At 64.6% G+C, this 16,503-nt stretch carries 13 protein-coding genes; 4 read left to right on the top strand and 9 right to left on the bottom strand.

The window, feature by feature from the left end; all coding sequences use genetic code 11:
• Positions 1 to 8: 8 nt before the first annotated feature.
• The 5 genes from ACR3EL_RS00920 to ACR3EL_RS00900 all read right to left on the bottom strand — a co-directional run bounded on the left by ACR3EL_RS00920 (position 9) and on the right by ACR3EL_RS00900 (position 8,972).
• Entirely contained in the window at positions 9 to 2,222 is a 2,214-nt protein-coding gene (locus ACR3EL_RS00920; RefSeq protein WP_170340962.1) for a response regulator, read from the bottom strand.
• A 72-nt stretch (positions 2,223 to 2,294) separates the two neighbouring features.
• A complete protein-coding gene (locus tag ACR3EL_RS00915; protein WP_480720062.1) occupies positions 2,295 to 4,337 on the bottom strand; it encodes a hypothetical protein in 2,043 nt (680 codons plus the stop codon).
• Positions 4,334 to 7,096, bottom strand: coding sequence for a DUF4159 domain-containing protein (locus ACR3EL_RS00910; RefSeq protein WP_480720060.1), 2,763 nt, complete (start codon positions 7,094 to 7,096; stop codon positions 4,334 to 4,336). The genes ACR3EL_RS00915 and ACR3EL_RS00910 overlap by 4 nt, the downstream gene beginning before the upstream one ends.
• Complete coding sequence (locus ACR3EL_RS00905; RefSeq protein ID WP_480720056.1) at positions 7,093 to 7,968, bottom strand: DUF58 domain-containing protein; 876 nt, start codon at positions 7,966 to 7,968, stop codon at positions 7,093 to 7,095. Before ACR3EL_RS00905 ends, ACR3EL_RS00910 begins: the two co-directional genes overlap by 4 nt.
• On the bottom strand, positions 7,965 to 8,972 hold the full coding sequence (locus ACR3EL_RS00900; protein ID WP_093964056.1) for an AAA family ATPase: 1,008 nt from the start codon (positions 8,970 to 8,972) through the stop codon (positions 7,965 to 7,967). Before ACR3EL_RS00900 ends, ACR3EL_RS00905 begins: the two co-directional genes overlap by 4 nt.
• Before the next feature lie 65 nt (positions 8,973 to 9,037).
• Here ACR3EL_RS00900 and ACR3EL_RS00895 point away from each other — a divergent pair, with 65 nt between their 5' ends.
• The gene (locus ACR3EL_RS00895) at positions 9,038 to 9,613 is read left to right on the top strand and encodes a DUF1285 domain-containing protein (RefSeq protein ID WP_480720054.1); all 576 of its coding nucleotides are present in this window, start codon (positions 9,038 to 9,040) and stop codon (positions 9,611 to 9,613) included.
• Here the strand turns inward: ACR3EL_RS00895 and ACR3EL_RS00890 are convergent.
• Entirely contained in the window at positions 9,610 to 10,554 is a 945-nt protein-coding gene (locus ACR3EL_RS00890; RefSeq protein WP_254432929.1) for a DMT family transporter, read from the bottom strand. The genes ACR3EL_RS00895 and ACR3EL_RS00890 overlap by 4 nt on opposite strands.
• A gap of 174 nt (positions 10,555 to 10,728) precedes the next feature.
• Here ACR3EL_RS00890 and ACR3EL_RS00885 point away from each other — a divergent pair, with 174 nt between their 5' ends.
• Complete coding sequence (locus ACR3EL_RS00885; RefSeq protein ID WP_170369061.1) at positions 10,729 to 11,481, top strand: hydroxypyruvate isomerase family protein; 753 nt, start codon at positions 10,729 to 10,731, stop codon at positions 11,479 to 11,481.
• Between the two features lie 76 nt (positions 11,482 to 11,557).
• Positions 11,558 to 11,788, top strand: coding sequence for a DUF2798 domain-containing protein (locus ACR3EL_RS00880; RefSeq protein ID WP_170340948.1), 231 nt, complete (start codon positions 11,558 to 11,560; stop codon positions 11,786 to 11,788).
• A 49-nt stretch (positions 11,789 to 11,837) separates the two neighbouring features.
• On the opposite strand, the gene polA is transcribed toward ACR3EL_RS00880, so the two are convergent.
• Together polA and ACR3EL_RS00870 are read right to left on the bottom strand one after the other, a co-directional pair.
• Positions 11,838 to 14,639: a DNA polymerase I gene (gene polA, locus ACR3EL_RS00875; protein WP_170340946.1), complete on the bottom strand. Its 2,802-nt coding sequence runs from the start codon at positions 14,637 to 14,639 to the stop codon at positions 11,838 to 11,840.
• A 126-nt stretch (positions 14,640 to 14,765) separates the two neighbouring features.
• Positions 14,766 to 14,945, bottom strand: coding sequence for a zinc-finger domain-containing protein (locus ACR3EL_RS00870; protein WP_093964387.1), 180 nt, complete (start codon positions 14,943 to 14,945; stop codon positions 14,766 to 14,768).
• Positions 14,946 to 15,034: 89 nt separating this feature from the next.
• On the opposite strand from ACR3EL_RS00870, the gene ACR3EL_RS00865 reads away from it, so the two are divergent.
• Complete coding sequence (locus tag ACR3EL_RS00865; RefSeq protein WP_170340944.1) at positions 15,035 to 16,027, top strand: ABC transporter ATP-binding protein; 993 nt, start codon at positions 15,035 to 15,037, stop codon at positions 16,025 to 16,027.
• Here ACR3EL_RS00865 and ACR3EL_RS00860 read toward each other — a convergent pair.
• Positions 16,017 to 16,487 (bottom strand): DUF1203 domain-containing protein, encoded by a 471-nt coding sequence (locus ACR3EL_RS00860; RefSeq protein WP_170340942.1) that lies wholly within the window; start codon positions 16,485 to 16,487, stop codon positions 16,017 to 16,019. The two genes, ACR3EL_RS00865 and ACR3EL_RS00860, sit on opposite strands and share 11 nt — an antisense overlap.
• Positions 16,488 to 16,503: the final 16 nt, after the last annotated feature.

Raw genomic sequence — 16,503 nt, 5'->3', positions numbered from 1 at the left:
GCGTCAGCCTAGACCGCACCAGCCGGCTCGACAATGACAGGTTGCGCATCCGTCGGGCAGTTGGACTGGATCATCTCGCAAATCAGCTTCTTCTGAAGCGGTTTCGTCAGGTAGTGATCCAGCCCGGCCCCAAGGATGCTGTGCTCGTCATCGGCCAAGGCATGAGCGGTCAGCGCCACGATCGGCACATGCTGCCCTGTGCCGATTTCGCGTCGGCGAATCTCACTCGTGGCCTGCTTTCCGTCCATCTTGGGCATCGAGATGTCCATAAGGATCAGGTCAGGGGCAAATTTCGCAAAGGCTTCGACAGCCTCAAGCCCGTTGGCCACCAGCTTGAGGTCTATGTTCAGATCCTTGGTCATCTTGCTCAGGATCAACTGGTTGGTGCGATTGTCCTCGGCTGCCAGAACGCGCATCTTGCGCAGCTTCGTGTTTCCGCCGGACGATTGGGCCGGCTCTGCGCGGCAGGGCGGGGAAACAGGCGCCGGCAACACAGCCGCGCCCAGCGCCTGAAGCCGCGAGAACAGCTCGGCCCGAGGGATCGGTTTCTGAACCACCCCTTGTATCAGCCGATGGTTCGGATCGGCGTGTACGATGGCCGGGTTTGCGGACATCAGCACGATCGGAACGTCGGACCAGCTTCGCTTGCGCAGAGTTTCCGCCAAATCCAGCCCGTCCATGTCAGGCAGATCGTGATCGCAAAGGATCAGGTCGACCGACGCATCCACCGCCCTCAGCGCTTCGGTGCCTGTGGCGCAAACCGTCACCTCGGCCCCCAAACGCCGCAGCTGCTTGTTCAGAATGGCCCGATTGACGGCCAAATCCTCGACCACGAGGACATGTTTCAGCCTGTCCGCCAAGGCAGGCGGTGCCGGTTGAGGGCCTTCGGCGGTGGGCAGTGTGATGCGGAACCCAAAGCACGACCCCTTGCCGGCCTCGCTCTCGACCCAGATCGAGCCACCCATCAAGGTAATCAGGCGTTTGGTGATGGCCAGACCAAGGCCAGTGCCGTCAAAGGCGCGGGTCTTTTCGTTTTCAACCTGATTGAACTCGCCAAATATGTGCTCGATCTTGTCCGCTTCGATGCCGATTCCGGTGTCTTCGATCGCAATGTGGATGTCGCAGGTCTTCTGATCGGCATGCGGTACTCCGGTGACCCGGATCAGAACATGGCCTTGGGCGGTGAATTTGACCGCGTTGCCCACCAGATTGGTCAGCACCTGACGCACCCGGCCCGGATCACCCACGAACAGCGTCGGCAGGAACAGGTCATAGTCGACCAGCAAGGTCAGCCCCTTGTCGCGCACCGTGGGCTGCAGCAGCATCGCAACTTCGAGAATGCAACGTTCAAGATCGAAATCCTCGGGATGCAGCACAAGCTTGTCCGCTTCGATCTTGGAATAGTCCAGAACGTCATTGATGATGACCAGCAGCGCGTCCCCCGAATTGCGGATCGTCTCTACATAAAGCCTCTGCTCCTCATTCAGAGGCGTTTCCGACAGCAGGTCGGTCATCCCGACGATGCCATTCATCGGGGTCCGGATCTCATGGCTCATATTGGCAAGGAAAGCCGACTTGGCCCGGTTGGCGGCCTCGGCCTTCTCGCGCGCGGCCTGCAGTTGCGCCTCATGCTGGACCGAGGCCGTGATGTTCAGGGCCAGACTGACCACATCGCCGCCCTGCCCGCGCTGGTCGATCAGCTTGATATATTGCCCATTCCACAGCTGGATCACTTCGGGCGGCGGGTTGATCCGGGTCCAGCGGCGCATCATGCGGGTTTTCCATGCCTCGACCGGTTCCGACCCGATATCGATGATGCCCTCGGTGGTAAGCAGATCAAGAATGCGGGGATAGGATATCCCGGGCGCGACCTCATCCAGTCCTTCGAACACGCTCAGATAGGCTGTATTTGCGCTGATCAACCGATCACTGCCGTCGAAGAAGGCGAAACCGTCCTGGATCGTCTGGATCGAGTGCCAGAGGCGGCGTTCGGCCACTTCGATCTTGGCATTTGCAACGGTCAGGTCCGATTTGACCTTTTCATTCTCGCCACGCACGGTTTCGACCTCGGCCTCAGTCTCGCCAATACGCTTGGTCAGGGCCATCGCGTATTCACCCAGTTTGCGATTGGCCTCGGACAGTTCACTCTGCTTGAGTGCAAGCATGCGTTCGGCGGCCAGACGCGCCCGCCGTTCCTGTGCCAGTTTTTCTGCAACACTCATGGTCATCTTCCCGGTCGGTTCGGGATCAGCATTCCCGCAGACCGTGAAAATCTGTTTAAGGCCAAAGGTCGATCAGCGCCGTCCTTCGCGCAACCAGCCCGCCAGCAGGAAGCCACCCGCCAACAGCAGCACCAGCCAGGGCGGCAACAGTCCGGCTTGGGTCACGTCACGGGTTTCATATGCCTCGCGCGGGGTCAGACCGATCCAGCCACGCCCGGCCGCAGGGCGCCCGGCGCGTACGTTGCGGATTGCCGGCAGCCCATCCTCGACCCGGATTACCCCGCCGCGCATCCCGGCCATGACCGGTTCAAGGATTTCAGCTGTTGCGATGGTGCGTTCGAATTCCCGCGGCGCCGCAGGGCCAAGGCCGATGACCGAGGACAGCTCACCTTCCTGCAGGCGATAGAGCCCAATTTCAGGCCCGAAATACTGCGCCTCGAACCGGCCGGGGGACAATTCGCGCAAGGGCACTTCAAGCGTGTCGCCATTGGGTCGGGTGACCGTGACAGGGCCCACCTCTTCGTTCAGGGTCTGGCGGATGATGCGCATTGACTGCCCGTTGGCCTCGGCCCACAGCGCCTCTTCTTCAAGCTCGGGTTCCTTCATCATCCAGTGGGCAAGGCGGCGCAGCAGTTCCAACTGCGGGCCACCGCCCTCGTAGCCGCGGCTCCACAGCCAGGCGTGGTCCGAAGCCAGCAGCGCCACGCGTCCTTCCCCCACCCGGTCCAACACCAGCAGAGGTCGATCTTCGACGCCGGTCATCAGCAGCTCGCCCGAGCGCTGTTTTACGTCGATCTGGCGCAGCCATGCGCCCCAATCGCCCGTCTCACCCAGATCGGCGGTCACCGGATGACGCTGGCCCAGGTCTGTCACCGTGGGCACGTAGCGTTCTTCGATGACCCGGGCCGAGGGCTGCGCCGGCAGGATCGCAGACAGGGGCGAGCGGAAGATGCTGTCGGCGGTGGCAAAGTCGGGTCCGGCCGCAATCAGCACCGCACCTCCGTCATTGATGTAGTTGGTCACGTTGTCCAGATAGATCGCCGGCAGGATGCCGCGCCGCTTGTAGCGGTCAAAGATGATCAGGTCGAAATCGTTGATCTTCTCCAGAAACAGCTCGCGCGTGGGGAATGCAATCAGCGACAGTTCGTCCACCGGAACCCCGTCCTGTTTCTCGGGCGGGCGCAGGATGGTGAAATGCACCAGGTCGACCGAGCTGTCGGATTTCAGCAGATTGCGCCAGGTTCGCCCGCCCGGATGCGGCTCGCCCGAGACCAACAGAACCCGAAGCCGATCGCGCACGCCGTTCATCTGGATCAAGGCGGTGTTGTTGCGGTCGGTCAGTTCGCCATCGGCCTGCGGAACCGTGAACTGGATGACGTTGCGCCCGCCATGGGGCAGGGTCACTGGCAGCTCGACATCCACACCGATCGGGATGCTGAACTGCTGCGGCTCGCCCCCGTCCACCGCGATCTCGAGTGGGGCGGACGCCGGACCGGCGGGCACCGCGCCACTGTCCTCGACCCGCAAGGTCAGAGTGACGGGCTCATCGATGATTGCAAAGGCCGGCGCGTTGCGCACGATCAGGCGGCGGTCCCAGTCCTGCGCGCGACCGGTCTGCAACAGGTGCATCGGCGCGGGCAGGTCTGGGGCCTGATCGACGTCATGCACGATGCCGTCCGACAAGACCAGAATTCCGGCGATCCGGGCGCGCGGTTCCTCGGCCAGCGCGGCATTCAGCGCCGCCATCACCTGGGTACCTTCGTCTCCGTCGCCGTCGCCCACGGTGATGCGGCGCAGTTCGGTGTTGTCGCGGGCCTCGATCTCGGCGGCCAAGGCCTCGGCGGTCTGCGCGGTCTGTTCGGCGCGGTCCGACAGGGTTTGGCTGGCGCTTTCATCCTCGATCATCAACACGATGTCGGTCAGCGGAGCGCGGTCCTCGATCTGGTAGACCGGGCCGGACAAAGCCGCCAGCAGCACCAGCGCCGCCAGTCCGCGCAACGCCCAACCCGACAGCCCGCGCCACAGCGCCAGAACCGTCGCGGCCAAAGCGATCGAACCGATGACCACCAGCACAAGCCACGGGATCAGCGGGTCAAAGATGACGGAACCGGTCATTGGCCCAACCTGTCAAGCAGAGCAGGCACGTGCACCTGATCGGATTTGTAGTTCCCGGTCAGCACGTGCATGACCAGGTTGACGCCGAACCGGTTGGCCAGCTCGCGTTGGCGTTCTCCGGCATAGCCGCGCCCGACCGGCAGCAGCGCCTGCCCGTTCCGGTCGATTGCCCAGGCCCCGGCCCAGTCGTTGCCACCGATCACCACCGGGGTGACGTTGTCGTTGAGGTTGCGGAAGGGCATGCCTTCGATCAGTTCGGCGTCCAGGGGCGCGGCCTCGACCCAGACCTCGGTTCCGGCAAAGCGGCCGGGGAAATCCTGCAACAGGTAGAACGCGCGGGTCAGGACGTGATCGCGCGGAACAGGCTCCAACGCAGGGATATTCAGCGGAGCAGCCAGTTGCTGCAACTTGCGGCCATTGGGGCTCGAGGCGCCAAACCCAGCGATGTTGGCGTCCCGCGTGTCAAACAGGATCATCCCGCCCGACCGCAGATAGCCATTCAGCTTAGAATAAGCTTCGGCCGAAGGCTGGGGCTGATCCGGCGTGATCGGCCAGTAGAGCAACGGGAAGAAGGCCAGTTCATCACGTTCAAGGTCCACACCCATAGGCTCGGCCGGTTCGACGGACGTGCGATAAAACAGAGTTTGCGACAGGCCGCGCAGCCCGGCATGGGCGACGTCGTCAATCTGGGCATTGCCGGTCAGTACATGGGCCAGCACCAATTCCTTGGTCGCCTGCAGGGCGAATTCAGTCTCCTCGGGCGTCTGCGCATGCGCCTGCGGTGCGATCAGAACCGCACCCAGCGCGACCGCCGCCGCCCGCGCCAGCCCAAGGCGCCCTGACAGAGCCAGCGAGGCCACGACGTCAACCGCCAGCAGGATCAGGGCCAGGCTCAGCAGCAGACCCCCGATCGGCGTTTCGGCACTGACCTCCTGCCCCTTGATGGGCACATCCGCAGGCCAACTTATCGGGCGCAGCGTGGTGTCCTCGGTGAGCACGTTCAGGGCCAGCTTCTGCTTGCCGCTTTCATACAGACCCGGGCGCAGGTCGGGGCCCAGGGCGCCGGATACCAGCGCCGGGCCATCGACACCGGCCAGATTGCCCGCATCAGACAGGGTTCCGAACCCGTCCATCACCTGAATCGGCTCCCACGTGGTGCCTTGCAGCTGTTCGACCTGCCGGGTCTTGGCGGCCGAGGCCACGGCCAGCCGGTCGAGCATTTCGACGAACAGGCCCGACAGCGGCAGGGTCGACCATTCGGCATCGGCGGTGACATGGAACAGCACCACCTGACCCAGGCCCAGCGGCTTGCGCGTCACCAGCGGCGTGCCATCCGACAGCGCAGCGATCACCCGGTCGGCCAGGTTCGGGTCGGGTTGCGCCATCACCTGGGTGCTGACGGTTACGTCGTCGGGGATCCGCAACCCGTAAAAGGGCGAGCCTTCCTGGAAAGGCGCCAGCCCCTTGGCTTCGCCCCAGCTCATCGCGCCGCCGACCGAGCGGCCACCGCTGCGCAGCCGCACCGGCAGCAAAGTGTCTTCGGCATCGCGGCCCAGATCGCTGCCTGCCATGTGCGGACCGGCAAAGCGCAGCAACAGCCCGCCCTGCTCGACCCATTCGACCAATCCGGCCTGTTCGGCGGGGGTCAGCTTGGCCACATCGGCCAGCACGATCACATCCGGGTTGGCGGGCAGAACCTCGGTCAGCCCGCCCTCGACGAAATCGGCGGTGGGGATCAGCACCTGCGTCAGGTAGTGCAGCGGCGACAACAGCTCCAGCCCCTCGCGATTGACGGTTCCGGCGATCAGGGCGACCTCGCGCCGGCGCAGGCTGTCATCGGTCAGCGACACCGCCCCGGCCGACCGCTGGCCCTGCAGCTCGAACCGAGTGATGCGGGCGCGCAGTTCGGACGGCAACGCCAGATCGGCCTGCGCCTGGGTCGCGCCGCTGTCAAAGCTGACCTCGACCGATTGCAGCAGGCGCATCACGCCCGCAGGGTCGCGCCCCTGCGCATTGATGGTGACGGTCTGCGCCGGACCGGGTGTGGCGCGCACCGCGGTCAGCCGGATCGCCCCGTCCTGATAGGTGGCCGGCCGCAGCGCCAGGATCGGCGCCGCCGCGCGATAGACCGTGACCGCGCCCCGCGCCTGCAGCGCGGACAGCAGGCTTTCACGGCCCGGATAGTCCAGCTTGTCCGTGAACCAGTGCGTATCGAACCCGCCCTCGACCGCCGACAGGTCGGCCAGGGCCTGTTCGATCTGCGCCGCGTCCGGCTGCCACGGCTGCGGAACCAGCCCGGGCAGGCGATTGCGCCAGGCTTCGGCGGCCTGGAAGACCGGCGGTTCCGGCTCGGTCAGGCGCAGGATCGACACGGGGCGCCCGGCCCGTCCGGCTTCGGTCAGCTGCGCGTCGATCTGATCCAGCGTGGCGGGCCAGCGCGTGGCCCCGGCCCAGCTGGCATCCAGAACCAGCAGCAATGGCCCCGATCCGGACTCATCGCGCGACGGGTTCAGTACCGGGCCGGCCAGCCCAATGATGATCGCCGCCGCCGCCAGCATCCGCAGCAGCAACAGCCACCACGGGGTGCGGTCAGATACGCTCTCGTCGTCCTTCAGGCCCAGCAACAGGGTCACCGCGGGGAACAGCCGGCGGATCGGCGCGGGCGGCACGGCGCGCAGGATCAGCCACAGGATCGGCAGGGTCAGCAGACCCAGCAACACCCATGGCGCGGTAAAGCCGATGCCCGCCAGAACCGTCATCGCGCCCCTCCGTCCAGCGCACGATAGAGCCACAACAGGGCCGCCTGCGCGCTGTCGCCCGTATGGTGCAGGCCCAGCTGCCACCCGGTCACCCGGCACAGGCGGGTCAGGTCATCCTTGCGCCGCGCCAGCCGCGCCAGATAGCGCTCGCGCAGGTCGCCGGCCTTGAGGGTCTCGTGCCGGACCGTGCCGCCGACGCTTTCGAAGATGGTGCGCCCGCGATAGGGGAAGTTCTCCTCACCCGGGTCCAGAACCTGCAGCAGCACACCGCGCACGCCGCGGTCGGCGGCCTTGGTCAGGGCCAGTTCGACCTCGTCCAGAGGGCCGAGGAAGTCAGAGATGAACACGGCGCGGGCATGGGGGATCATGGCGCGGTGCTCGGGCGGGGCATACTCGGCCTCGGTATCTTCGGACAGGGCCTGCGCCAGCCGGATGATCTGGGCGTTGCCGCGCCGGGGCGGCAGGGTTGTTCCGGTCAGGCCCACACGCTCGCCCCCGCGCACCAGAAGGATCGCCGTGGCCAACCCCAGAAGGCGGGCCCGGTCGGCCTTGGTGGGCAGAGATTTGTCGGACGCAAAGCGCATCGAGGCGCCCTGATCGACCCACAGCATGATCGACTGCGCAATCTGCCATTCGCGTTCGCGCACATATTGCTGATCGCCGCGGGCCGAGCGCCGGTGGTCGATCATCCGCCGGCTGTCGCCGATTTGCGCCGGCCGGTATTGCCAGAAATCATCGCCCAACCCCGAACGCCGCCGGCCGTGATCGCCCAGCAGCACGGTTCCGGCCAGGTGTTCGGCCCGCGCCAACAAGGGCGGCAGCCGGGACGCCTCGGCCTCGGATCTTTCGCGAAGGGTGCGGGCCGCGTTCACGCCGCCGCCTCGGCCCGGACAAGCCCGGCCGCGGTGGTTTCGATCAGGTCGGCCAAGCTGTCGCCGCGCGCCCGCGCGGCGAAGTTCAGCGCCATCCGGTGGCTGAGCACCGGGCGCGCCATGTCCAGCACATCCTCGGCATTGGGGGCCAGCCGGCCCTGCAGCATCGCCCGCGCCCGCACCGTCATCATCAGCGCCTGCGCCGCGCGCGGACCGGGGCCCCAGGCGACGGTCTCGGACACGCGCTCGGATACGCCGGGTTCTTCGGGGCGGAACGCGCGCACCAGATCGAGGATCAGTTCGACCACCGACTCGCCCACCGGCATCCGGCGCAGCAGAACCTGCGCGGCCAGCAGTTCTTCTTTGGTGAAGATCTGGTGCGCCTCCTCCTCGGCCGCGCCGGTAGTGGCCAGCAGGATGTCACGCTCGGTCTGGCGGTCGGGATAGTTCACGTCGATCTGCACCAGGAAACGGTCCAGCTGGGCCTCGGGCAGCGGATAGGTGCCCTCCTGTTCGATCGGGTTCTGGGTGGCAAGCACATGGAACGGCACGCCCAGCGCGCGATCCTCGCCCGCGACGGTCACCGTGCGTTCCTGCATCGCCTGCAGCAGCGCCGACTGGGTGCGCGGGCTGGCCCGGTTGATCTCGTCCGCCATCAAGAGTTCACAGAAGATCGGGCCAGGAATGAAGCGGAAATGGCGGCTGCCATCCTCGGCGGTGTCCAGAACCTCGGACCCCAGAATGTCGGCCGGCATCAGGTCAGGGGTGAACTGGATGCGATTGCCATGCAGGCCCATGACGGTGGACAGGGTTTCCACCAGCCGCGTCTTGCCCAGGCCCGGCAGCCCGATCAGCAGGGCATGACCGCCACACAGCAGCGCCGTCAGCGTCAGGTCGACGACCCTCTCCTGCCCGATGAAGCGGCGGGTGATCGAGGATTTGGCCTGTTGCAGTTTCTCTTCCAGCGCTTCGATCTCGGACACGAGGTCGGCAGGTTCGGTCATGACTTTCCCTTCCGTGGACTTATTATAGATGAAGTGTATCGCGCTGCGAGGAAATGGCAAAAACAATGAGCGGACAAAATCCTGTGAAACCGTCCCCCGAGGGTCTGGCGGCCTCGGTCAAGGCAGTCAAACCGCGGGGTCTGCCCTCTGTGGACAAGTGGAATCCTCCGTTCTGCGGCGATCTGGACATGCGCATCGCGCGCGATGGCACCTGGTATTATCTAGGGTCGCCCATCACCCGGTTCGAGCTTGTGAAGCTTTTTTCCTCAATTCTTAAGAAAGAAGGGGACGCCTATTTTCTGGTCACCCCTGTCGAAAAGGTCGGCATCATCGTCGAAGACGCACCGTTTGTGGCGGTCGATTTCGACCGGACCGGCGCGGACGAGGATCAGATTCTGACCTTTACCACCCATGTCGGCGATACTGTGACGGTAGGTCCGGATCACCCGATACGGGTTGCCATTGACCCGGAAACAAACGAGCCAAGACCCTACATATTGGTGCGATCGAACCTTGAGGCGCGGATCGACCGCAAGAGTTTCTACCGCCTTGTGGACATTGCCACGGAACGCGCCGGGCAGGTCGGGGTCTGGTCCGGCGGGCAGTTCTTTGTCTTGGGTCGCGCCGAGGAAGCGCCTTAGGCAACCCGTCGTGCGGGACGGTCTTGCGCAAGGACAACCGCCAGCGCCACGACTCCGGCGCCCAGCGCCCGGGTCCAGTTCCACTCCGAACCCAGAACCACCATGATGAGCATCACGTAGAACGGGGCCACATTGATGTGGAATGACGCCAGAGCAACACCCAGCCGGCCGATCGAAGCGATGAACAGGACCTGGCTGAGGCCGAGAGAGATCACGGCGTAGATCGCCAGCATTCCTGCCTGCTGCGGGTCGATCGGCGACGATGGCCAGACTTCGAACCCGAGGACGCTCGACAGATAGAACAGCGCGCCGGCCATGAACGTGCCGCCGATCAGCGTGATCGTGGTACGTCCGGTTTGGCTGAGGTCCGGGAAGTCCCGCGCGGTCGCCATGCTGGCCCAACAGAAAAGCGCGGTCGAGGCGATGGCGCAGAGCGCACCCAACCCCAGCTGGGCCGGCGCCACCGCGCTGGTTGCGATCAGGCCGCCGATGATCGAAACAGCAACGCCCAGCGCGAAGTTCCAGCGCAATCTGCGCGTTCCGGCAGCCAGCTCGAGCAGTGTCGCAACCAAAGGCGCGCAGGACGCGATGATGGCAACGGTAACAGGATCGGTCAGTTTCTGCGCCAGGATGATCAGGAACATGCCCAAGCCAAGGCCAAACCCGCCCACTCGCATCGCATGGGCCCAACGCGCCCGCAGAACCGCGTCCGCGCCATCGATCCACAGCCAGATCGGGATCATCACGGCCACCGCCAGCATCAGCCGCGCAGCCAGCAAGGCAACCGGCGGCCAGGTCTGCAGCAGGATTTCGGCCGCCGGGAATCCGGCCGCCCAGGTTAGCATCGACGCCACCGCCAGCCCGTTTCCGGACAAGGCGGATTGCCGCGCACCGGGCACAGCGAAACTGGGCCCGCGAACGGGGTCCGGACTCATCGCCATCGGTTTCAATCCTTTTGTTGGTGCAGCGCCACGAAAATGATTCGCTGCAATACCCCGACCCTTCACATTCGGCCCGCGCCGGTCTGGCCGATTTTCGACATATTGTCGTTTTCAAACCCTTTCTCTGCGCACCGCCCGCGACTAAGGTCAGCATGCCATCGGACCGAGAGGACAATGCCCCGATTTGCCGCCAATATCTCGCTGCTCTTTGCCGAGCTGCCCTATCTCGACCGATTCAAGGCGGCTGCGGATGCTGGGTTCAAGGCGGTCGAAATCCTGTTCCCCTACGATATCGCGGCCAAGGAAACCCGCCGCGCGTTGATGACCAACGGTCTGGACCTGGTGCTGATCAACGCGCCGCCGCCCAACTATACCGGCGGCCAGCCCGGCTATGCGGCCGTTCCGGGGGGCGAGGGGCGGTTCCAGTCCGACATCCGCCGCGTCCTGCGCTATGCCGAGGCGCTGAAGCCCGGCCTGATCCATGTGATGGCGGGCTATGCCTCGGGGGCGGACGCACGGGACTGTTTTGTGCACAACCTGCAATGGGCCGCGGATTTTGCGCCGCATCAACGGTTCACGATCGAACCGCTGAACCCCGTCTCGCAACCGGGATACTTCCTGAATGACTATGATCTGGCCGCCGCGTGCCTGGACCGGATCGACCGTCCGAATGTGGGCCTGCAGTTCGACAGCTTTCATGCCCGGATGATCCATGGCGATGCACAGGCCATCTGGGACAGATTCCGCGACCGGATCGTACATGTTCAGATCGGATCGGCCCCCGACCGGTCGGAACCCGGCCGGGATGAGACCGATTTCCCCGCGTTGTTCGCAGCGATCGACGACAGCGGCTATGACGGCTGGGTCAGCGCCGAATACACGCCCTCGACGCGGCGCACCGACGCCTCTCTGCACTGGATGCGATAGGCCTGTGCACCTGCGCACTGGAAATCACATCTTGGATATCGCATACGAAGCGGCAATTCAGTAGAGGAACAGCCGCATGATCCCCGCCCGCTTTGCCCCCGTCCTGTTCGGATTGATCCTGTCGGGGCTGATGTCCTGCATCGTGACCTGCATCGCAACGGTCAAAGAGATCGGGCTTGGCCCCGAGACCTTTGCCAGCTGGATGGGCGCGTGGAGCATCAGCTGGCCGGTGGCCTTTGCGGTGGTTCTGGTCATGGCCCCGCTGACCCGGCGGCTGGTCGCGCTGTTGGTCAGGCCCGAGGCCTGACCTGCCGCGAAGATGGCCCGCTGGGCCTGATGAGCGGCACGGCGCTTGCCTAATGCGCCTCGGCCCAGTTGGCGCCTTTGCCCGCATCCACCGTCAGTTTCACGTCCAGCTTCACCGCCGGATCGGGCGCGTTTTCCATCACGTCTCGGGCAGTCTCGATGGTCTGATCCACCGCGTCTTCGGCCACCTCGAACAGCAGTTCGTCGTGCACCTGCAGCAGCATCTTGGCCGGCAGCCCGTCGATCGCCTCGGGCATCCGCACCATCGCCCGGCGGATCACGTCCGCCGCTGTGCCCTGGATCGGCGCGTTGATCGCCGCCCGGCGGGCAAACCCCGCATGCGGCCCCTTGGCATTGATTTCTGTCGTGTGGATCTTGCGCCCGAACAGGGTCTGCACATAGCCATGCTCTTTGGCAAACGCGATGGTGTCATCCATATAGCGCCGGATGCCCGGGAAGCGTTCGAAATATCGGTCGATGAAGCCCTGCGCCTCGGCCCGCGGAATGCGCAGGTTGCGCGCCAGACCAAAGCCCGAAATGCCGTAGATCACGCCGAAATTGATCGCCTTGGCCTTGCGGCGGATCTCGGGCGTCATCTCGTCCAGCGGCACGTCGAACATTTCCGACGCGGTCATGGCGTGAATGTCCAGCCCGTCGGCAAAGGCCTGTTTCAAGGCCGGAATATCGGCGATATGCGCGAGGATGCGCAGCTCGATCTGTGAATAGTCGAGCGACACCAGCACGTTGCCCGGCTCGGCAATGAAGGCCTCGCGGATGCGGCGGCCTTCTTCGGTGCGCACCGGGATGTTCTGCAGGTTCGGATCGGTCGAGGCCAGACGCCCCGTGTTCGCCCCGGTGATGGCATAAGACGTATGCACCCGGCCCGTATCGGGGTTGATATGGGTCTGCAGCGCGTCGGTATAGGTCGATTTCAGCTTGGACAGCTGCCGCCAGTCCAGCACCCGGCGCGGCAGCTCATGCTCGGTCGCAAGATCTTCCAGCACGTCGGCGCCGGTCGAATACTTTCCGGTCTTGCCCTTCTTGCCGCCCTCAAGACCCATCTTGTCGAACAGGATCTCGCCCAACTGCGCGGGCGAGCCGACGTTGAAGGTTTCTCCGGCCAGCTCGTGGATTTCAGCCTCTAACCCGGCCATTTTCTGGGCAAAGGCGTTCGACATGCGGCTCAGCACATCGCGATCGACCTTGATGCCATGCATCTCCATCTCGGCCAGAACCGGCACCAGAGGGCGTTCAAGCGTTTCATAGACGGTGGTCACCTGAGCCCGGTGCAACTGCGGCTTGAACAGCTTCCACAGGCGCAGGGTGATGTCGGCATCCTCGGCGGCATAGGCGGTCGCCTCGTCGATCGGCACCTTGTCGAAGGTGATCGCCGATTTGCCCGAGCCCAGCAGCGGTTTGATCGGGATCGGCGTGTGGCCCAGATAGCGTTCGGACAGGGTGTCCATGCCGTGCCCATGCTCGCCCGCATGCATGGCATAGGACATCAGCATCGTGTCGTCGATCGGGGCCACATCCACGCCGTAGCGCGCAAAGATCTTGGCGTCGTATTTCATGTTCTGCCCGATCTTCAGGATCGACGGATCCTCGAGCACCGGCTTGAGCATCTGCAGCGCCTCATCCAGCGGCATCTGCCCCTCGGCCAGCGCGTCCGAGCCGAACAGGTCGTCGCTGGCCCCGTCGCGGTGGGTCAGCGGGATATAACAGGCCTCGCCCGGCTCGATGCAGAGCGAGATGCCGACCAGATCGGCGATCATTTCGTTTAGGCCCGTGGTCTCGGTGTCCACGGCCAGCCAGCCGCGCTCATAGGCCTGATCGTTCCATTTCCGCAGCGCGGCCGCATCGCGCACGCATTCGTATTTGCTGGAATCGAACGGAATGTCTTCGGCCTGCGGCTCATCTGCCGCCGGCGCCGGAGTATCCGCGATCACCGGCGGTTCGACGCCCAGCTTGTCGGCGATCCGCTTGGTCAGAGTGCGGAACTCCATCTCGGCCAGAAACTCCATCAGCTTGTCCGGATCGGGATCGCGCAGCTCCAGATCATCCAGCGTGAAGTCCAGCGGTGTTTCGCAATCCAGCTGCACCAGCCTTTTCGACAACTCGATCTGATCTCGTTTCTCGATCAGGGTTTCGCGGCGCTTGGGTTGCTTGATCTCCTCGGCGCGGTCCAGCAGCGTCTCCAGATCGCCGAACTCGTTGATCAGCAGCGCCGCCGTCTTGATCCCGATCCCCGGCGCACCCGGCACGTTGTCGACGCTGTCACCGGCCAGCGCCTGCACATCGACGACACGCTCAGGATAGACGCCGAATTTCTCGAACACTCCCTCGCGGTCGATGCGCTTGTTCTTCATGGCATCCAGCATCTCGACACCGTCGCCCACCAGCTGCATCAGGTCCTTGTCGGAACTGACGATGGTTACCCGCCCCCCGGCCTGGCGCGCCTGGCAGGCCAGCGTGGCGATGATGTCGTCGGCCTCGTACCCCTCCAGCTCTTTGCAGGCGATGTTGAAGGCCTCGGTCGCCTGCCGGGTCAGCGGGATCTGCGGGCGCAGGTCCTCGGGCATCGCCTCGCGGTTGGCCTTGTAGAGGTCGTACATGTCATTGCGGAAGGTGTGCGAGCCCTTGTCGAAGATCACTGCCAGATGGGTCGGCGCATCGGGGCCGTGGTCGCCATCCACGTAACGCTGCAGCATGTTGCAAAAGCCCGAAACGGCGCCAATCGGCAACCCGTCCGATTTCCGCGTTAGCGGCGGAAGGGCGTGATAGGCGCGAAAGATGAAGGCCGATCCGTCGATCAGATGCAGATGGCAGCCTTTGCCGAATCCCGTTGTCATCGCGCGCCCTTTCCCTCGTCTTCGCCAACCCAACTCATGGCATGGGCGCGCCGTCAGGGCCACCCGTCACGCGTGGCCGTCTGCTGTGTTCGGTCAAATTCTTCCGACCCGACAGGCCATGGGTGGTCAGGCCGCTGCTTCGTGCCCCTTCAGCACGTATTTGCAATCGCAATAGGGGCACTCGACCCAGCCCTGATCTTCGGGGATCTGCAACCAAACGCGCGGATGGCCCAGCGCGCCCTCGCCGCCATCACAGGCGACACGGCTTGTCTCGACGATCTTGGTTTCCGGAGCTTCGATTGTCACGGCGTGCGATCCTTCACTGGTTGTCGGCCTCGCGGGCATGCATTAGGTGCGTTTATGAGGGATCAGGAAACCGGGGGCAAGAGCCAGCAATGACCGATGCAGCGATCAGCCTTCGCGGCCTGCGCAAAACCTATCGCGGCGGCAAGGGCCAGCCCGAGAAACATGCGCTGAAGGGCATCGATCTGGAGATCCCGCGCGGATCGGTCTTTGGCCTGCTGGGGCCGAACGGGGCCGGCAAATCGACCCTGATCAACATCCTGGCAGGGCTGGTGATCAAGACCGCAGGCCAGGTGACGATCTGGGGCCATGACCAGGACCGCAACCCGCGCCAGGCCCGCGCCGCCATCGGCGTGATGCCGCAGGAGCTGAACCTCGACCCGTTCTTCACCCCCCGTGGCGCGCTCGAGGTGCAGGCCGGGCTCTATGGCGTCCCGAAATCGCAACGTCGCAGCGACGAGATCCTCGAACTGGTCGGCCTCAGCGACAAGGCCGAGGCCTATGCCCGCACGCTGTCGGGCGGGATGCGGCGGCGGCTGCTGCTGGCCAAGGCACTGGTGCACCACCCCAAAATCCTGGTGCTGGACGAACCCACCGCCGGCGTGGACATCGAACTGCGCCAGATGCTGTGGGCCAATGTTCGCAAGCTGAACCAGCAGGGCATGACCATCATCCTGACCACCCATTACCTGGAAGAAGCGCAGGAGATGTGCGACGAGATCGCCATCATCAACCACGGCGAGAAGGTGGCACAGGACAGCACCGCCAACCTGCTGGGCCGCATGGACGGCCGCACCATGGTCATCACCCCCGAGGCCCCCGTGACCGCCCTGCCCGCCGCCCCCGGCGTTCAGGCCAGCCTGCGCGACGACGGCAGCCTGGCGCTGCACTACCGCAGCCCGGAAACCAGCGCCGAGCAGGTGCTCGAAGCGGTCCGTCAGGCCGGCATCCGCATCCGCGACGTGCGCACCGAAGAGGCCGATCTCGAGGACGTGTTCCTTGCCCTCACCTCCTCGCGCGCCGACGATGCCCCGGCCGACGATCAGGACCAGCCGCGCCGGGGTCTGCACCGGGTCAAGCTGTGACCCGGTCGATCCGCGCCTGATAGCAGTTGTTCCGGGCCGAGCGTACATGGATATAGGCCACCTCGGGGCGGGCAAGTATTGCATCCACCGCCGCGCTGATCCGTCCGGTGGGTGTCACGACGCCGGTACCGTAGACAATCCGGTCATCGCGGCCATAGCCCTTGATCAGATAATCGGGCGATGAGGTCAGAACCTCTGGCAGATCAGTCCCTTCATACCGTTCACAAGGGCTTGCACACAGAAAGATCGGCCCCGTTTCGGCATAAGGATGTGTCTCTGCAAAAGGCCGATGGGCCAGAATCAGCATTTCTGCACCTTCGGGAATGTGCTGCAAGCAATGGCGGCACGGATTTCCGGTTCCGGTTGATACCGCGCGTTCAGGCGCGTGTCCGTAGGCATCGGGCGCGCCTGCCTGAAAGGCGCGTACTTCGTCGGTGGGCAGGGCGGTGATCTTGAACATCTCGAGTCTCCTTTTG

The sequence above is a fragment of the Ruegeria sp. BJ3 genome (assembly GCF_056535665.1).
Note: the sequence above shows the minus strand (reverse complement) of the source record. Positions and strands in the feature narration are given on the sequence as shown.

Bases quoted from the DNA above. Each gene is read 5' to 3' on its own strand.
- ACR3EL_RS00895 (WP_480720054.1), top strand. From the start codon at position 9,038: ATGAGCGGACAAAATCCTGTGAAACCGTCCCCCGAGGGTCTGGCGGCC.
- ACR3EL_RS00915 (WP_480720062.1), bottom strand. From the start codon at position 4,337: ATGACCGGTTCCGTCATCTTTGACCCGCTGATCCCGTGGCTTGTGCTG.
- polA (WP_170340946.1), bottom strand. From the start codon at position 14,639: ATGACAACGGGATTCGGCAAAGGCTGCCATCTGCATCTGATCGACGGA.
- ACR3EL_RS00885 (WP_170369061.1), top strand. From the start codon at position 10,729: ATGCCCCGATTTGCCGCCAATATCTCGCTGCTCTTTGCCGAGCTGCCC.
- ACR3EL_RS00920 (WP_170340962.1), bottom strand. From the start codon at position 2,222: ATGAGTGTTGCAGAAAAACTGGCACAGGAACGGCGGGCGCGTCTGGCC.
- ACR3EL_RS00910 (WP_480720060.1), bottom strand. From the start codon at position 7,096: ATGACGGTTCTGGCGGGCATCGGCTTTACCGCGCCATGGGTGTTGCTG.
- ACR3EL_RS00890 (WP_254432929.1), bottom strand. From the start codon at position 10,554: ATGGCGATGAGTCCGGACCCCGTTCGCGGGCCCAGTTTCGCTGTGCCC.
- ACR3EL_RS00880 (WP_170340948.1), top strand. From the start codon at position 11,558: ATGATCCCCGCCCGCTTTGCCCCCGTCCTGTTCGGATTGATCCTGTCG.
- ACR3EL_RS00860 (WP_170340942.1), bottom strand. From the start codon at position 16,487: ATGTTCAAGATCACCGCCCTGCCCACCGACGAAGTACGCGCCTTTCAG.
- ACR3EL_RS00900 (WP_093964056.1), bottom strand. From the start codon at position 8,972: ATGACCGAACCTGCCGACCTCGTGTCCGAGATCGAAGCGCTGGAAGAG.
- ACR3EL_RS00865 (WP_170340944.1), top strand. From the start codon at position 15,035: ATGACCGATGCAGCGATCAGCCTTCGCGGCCTGCGCAAAACCTATCGC.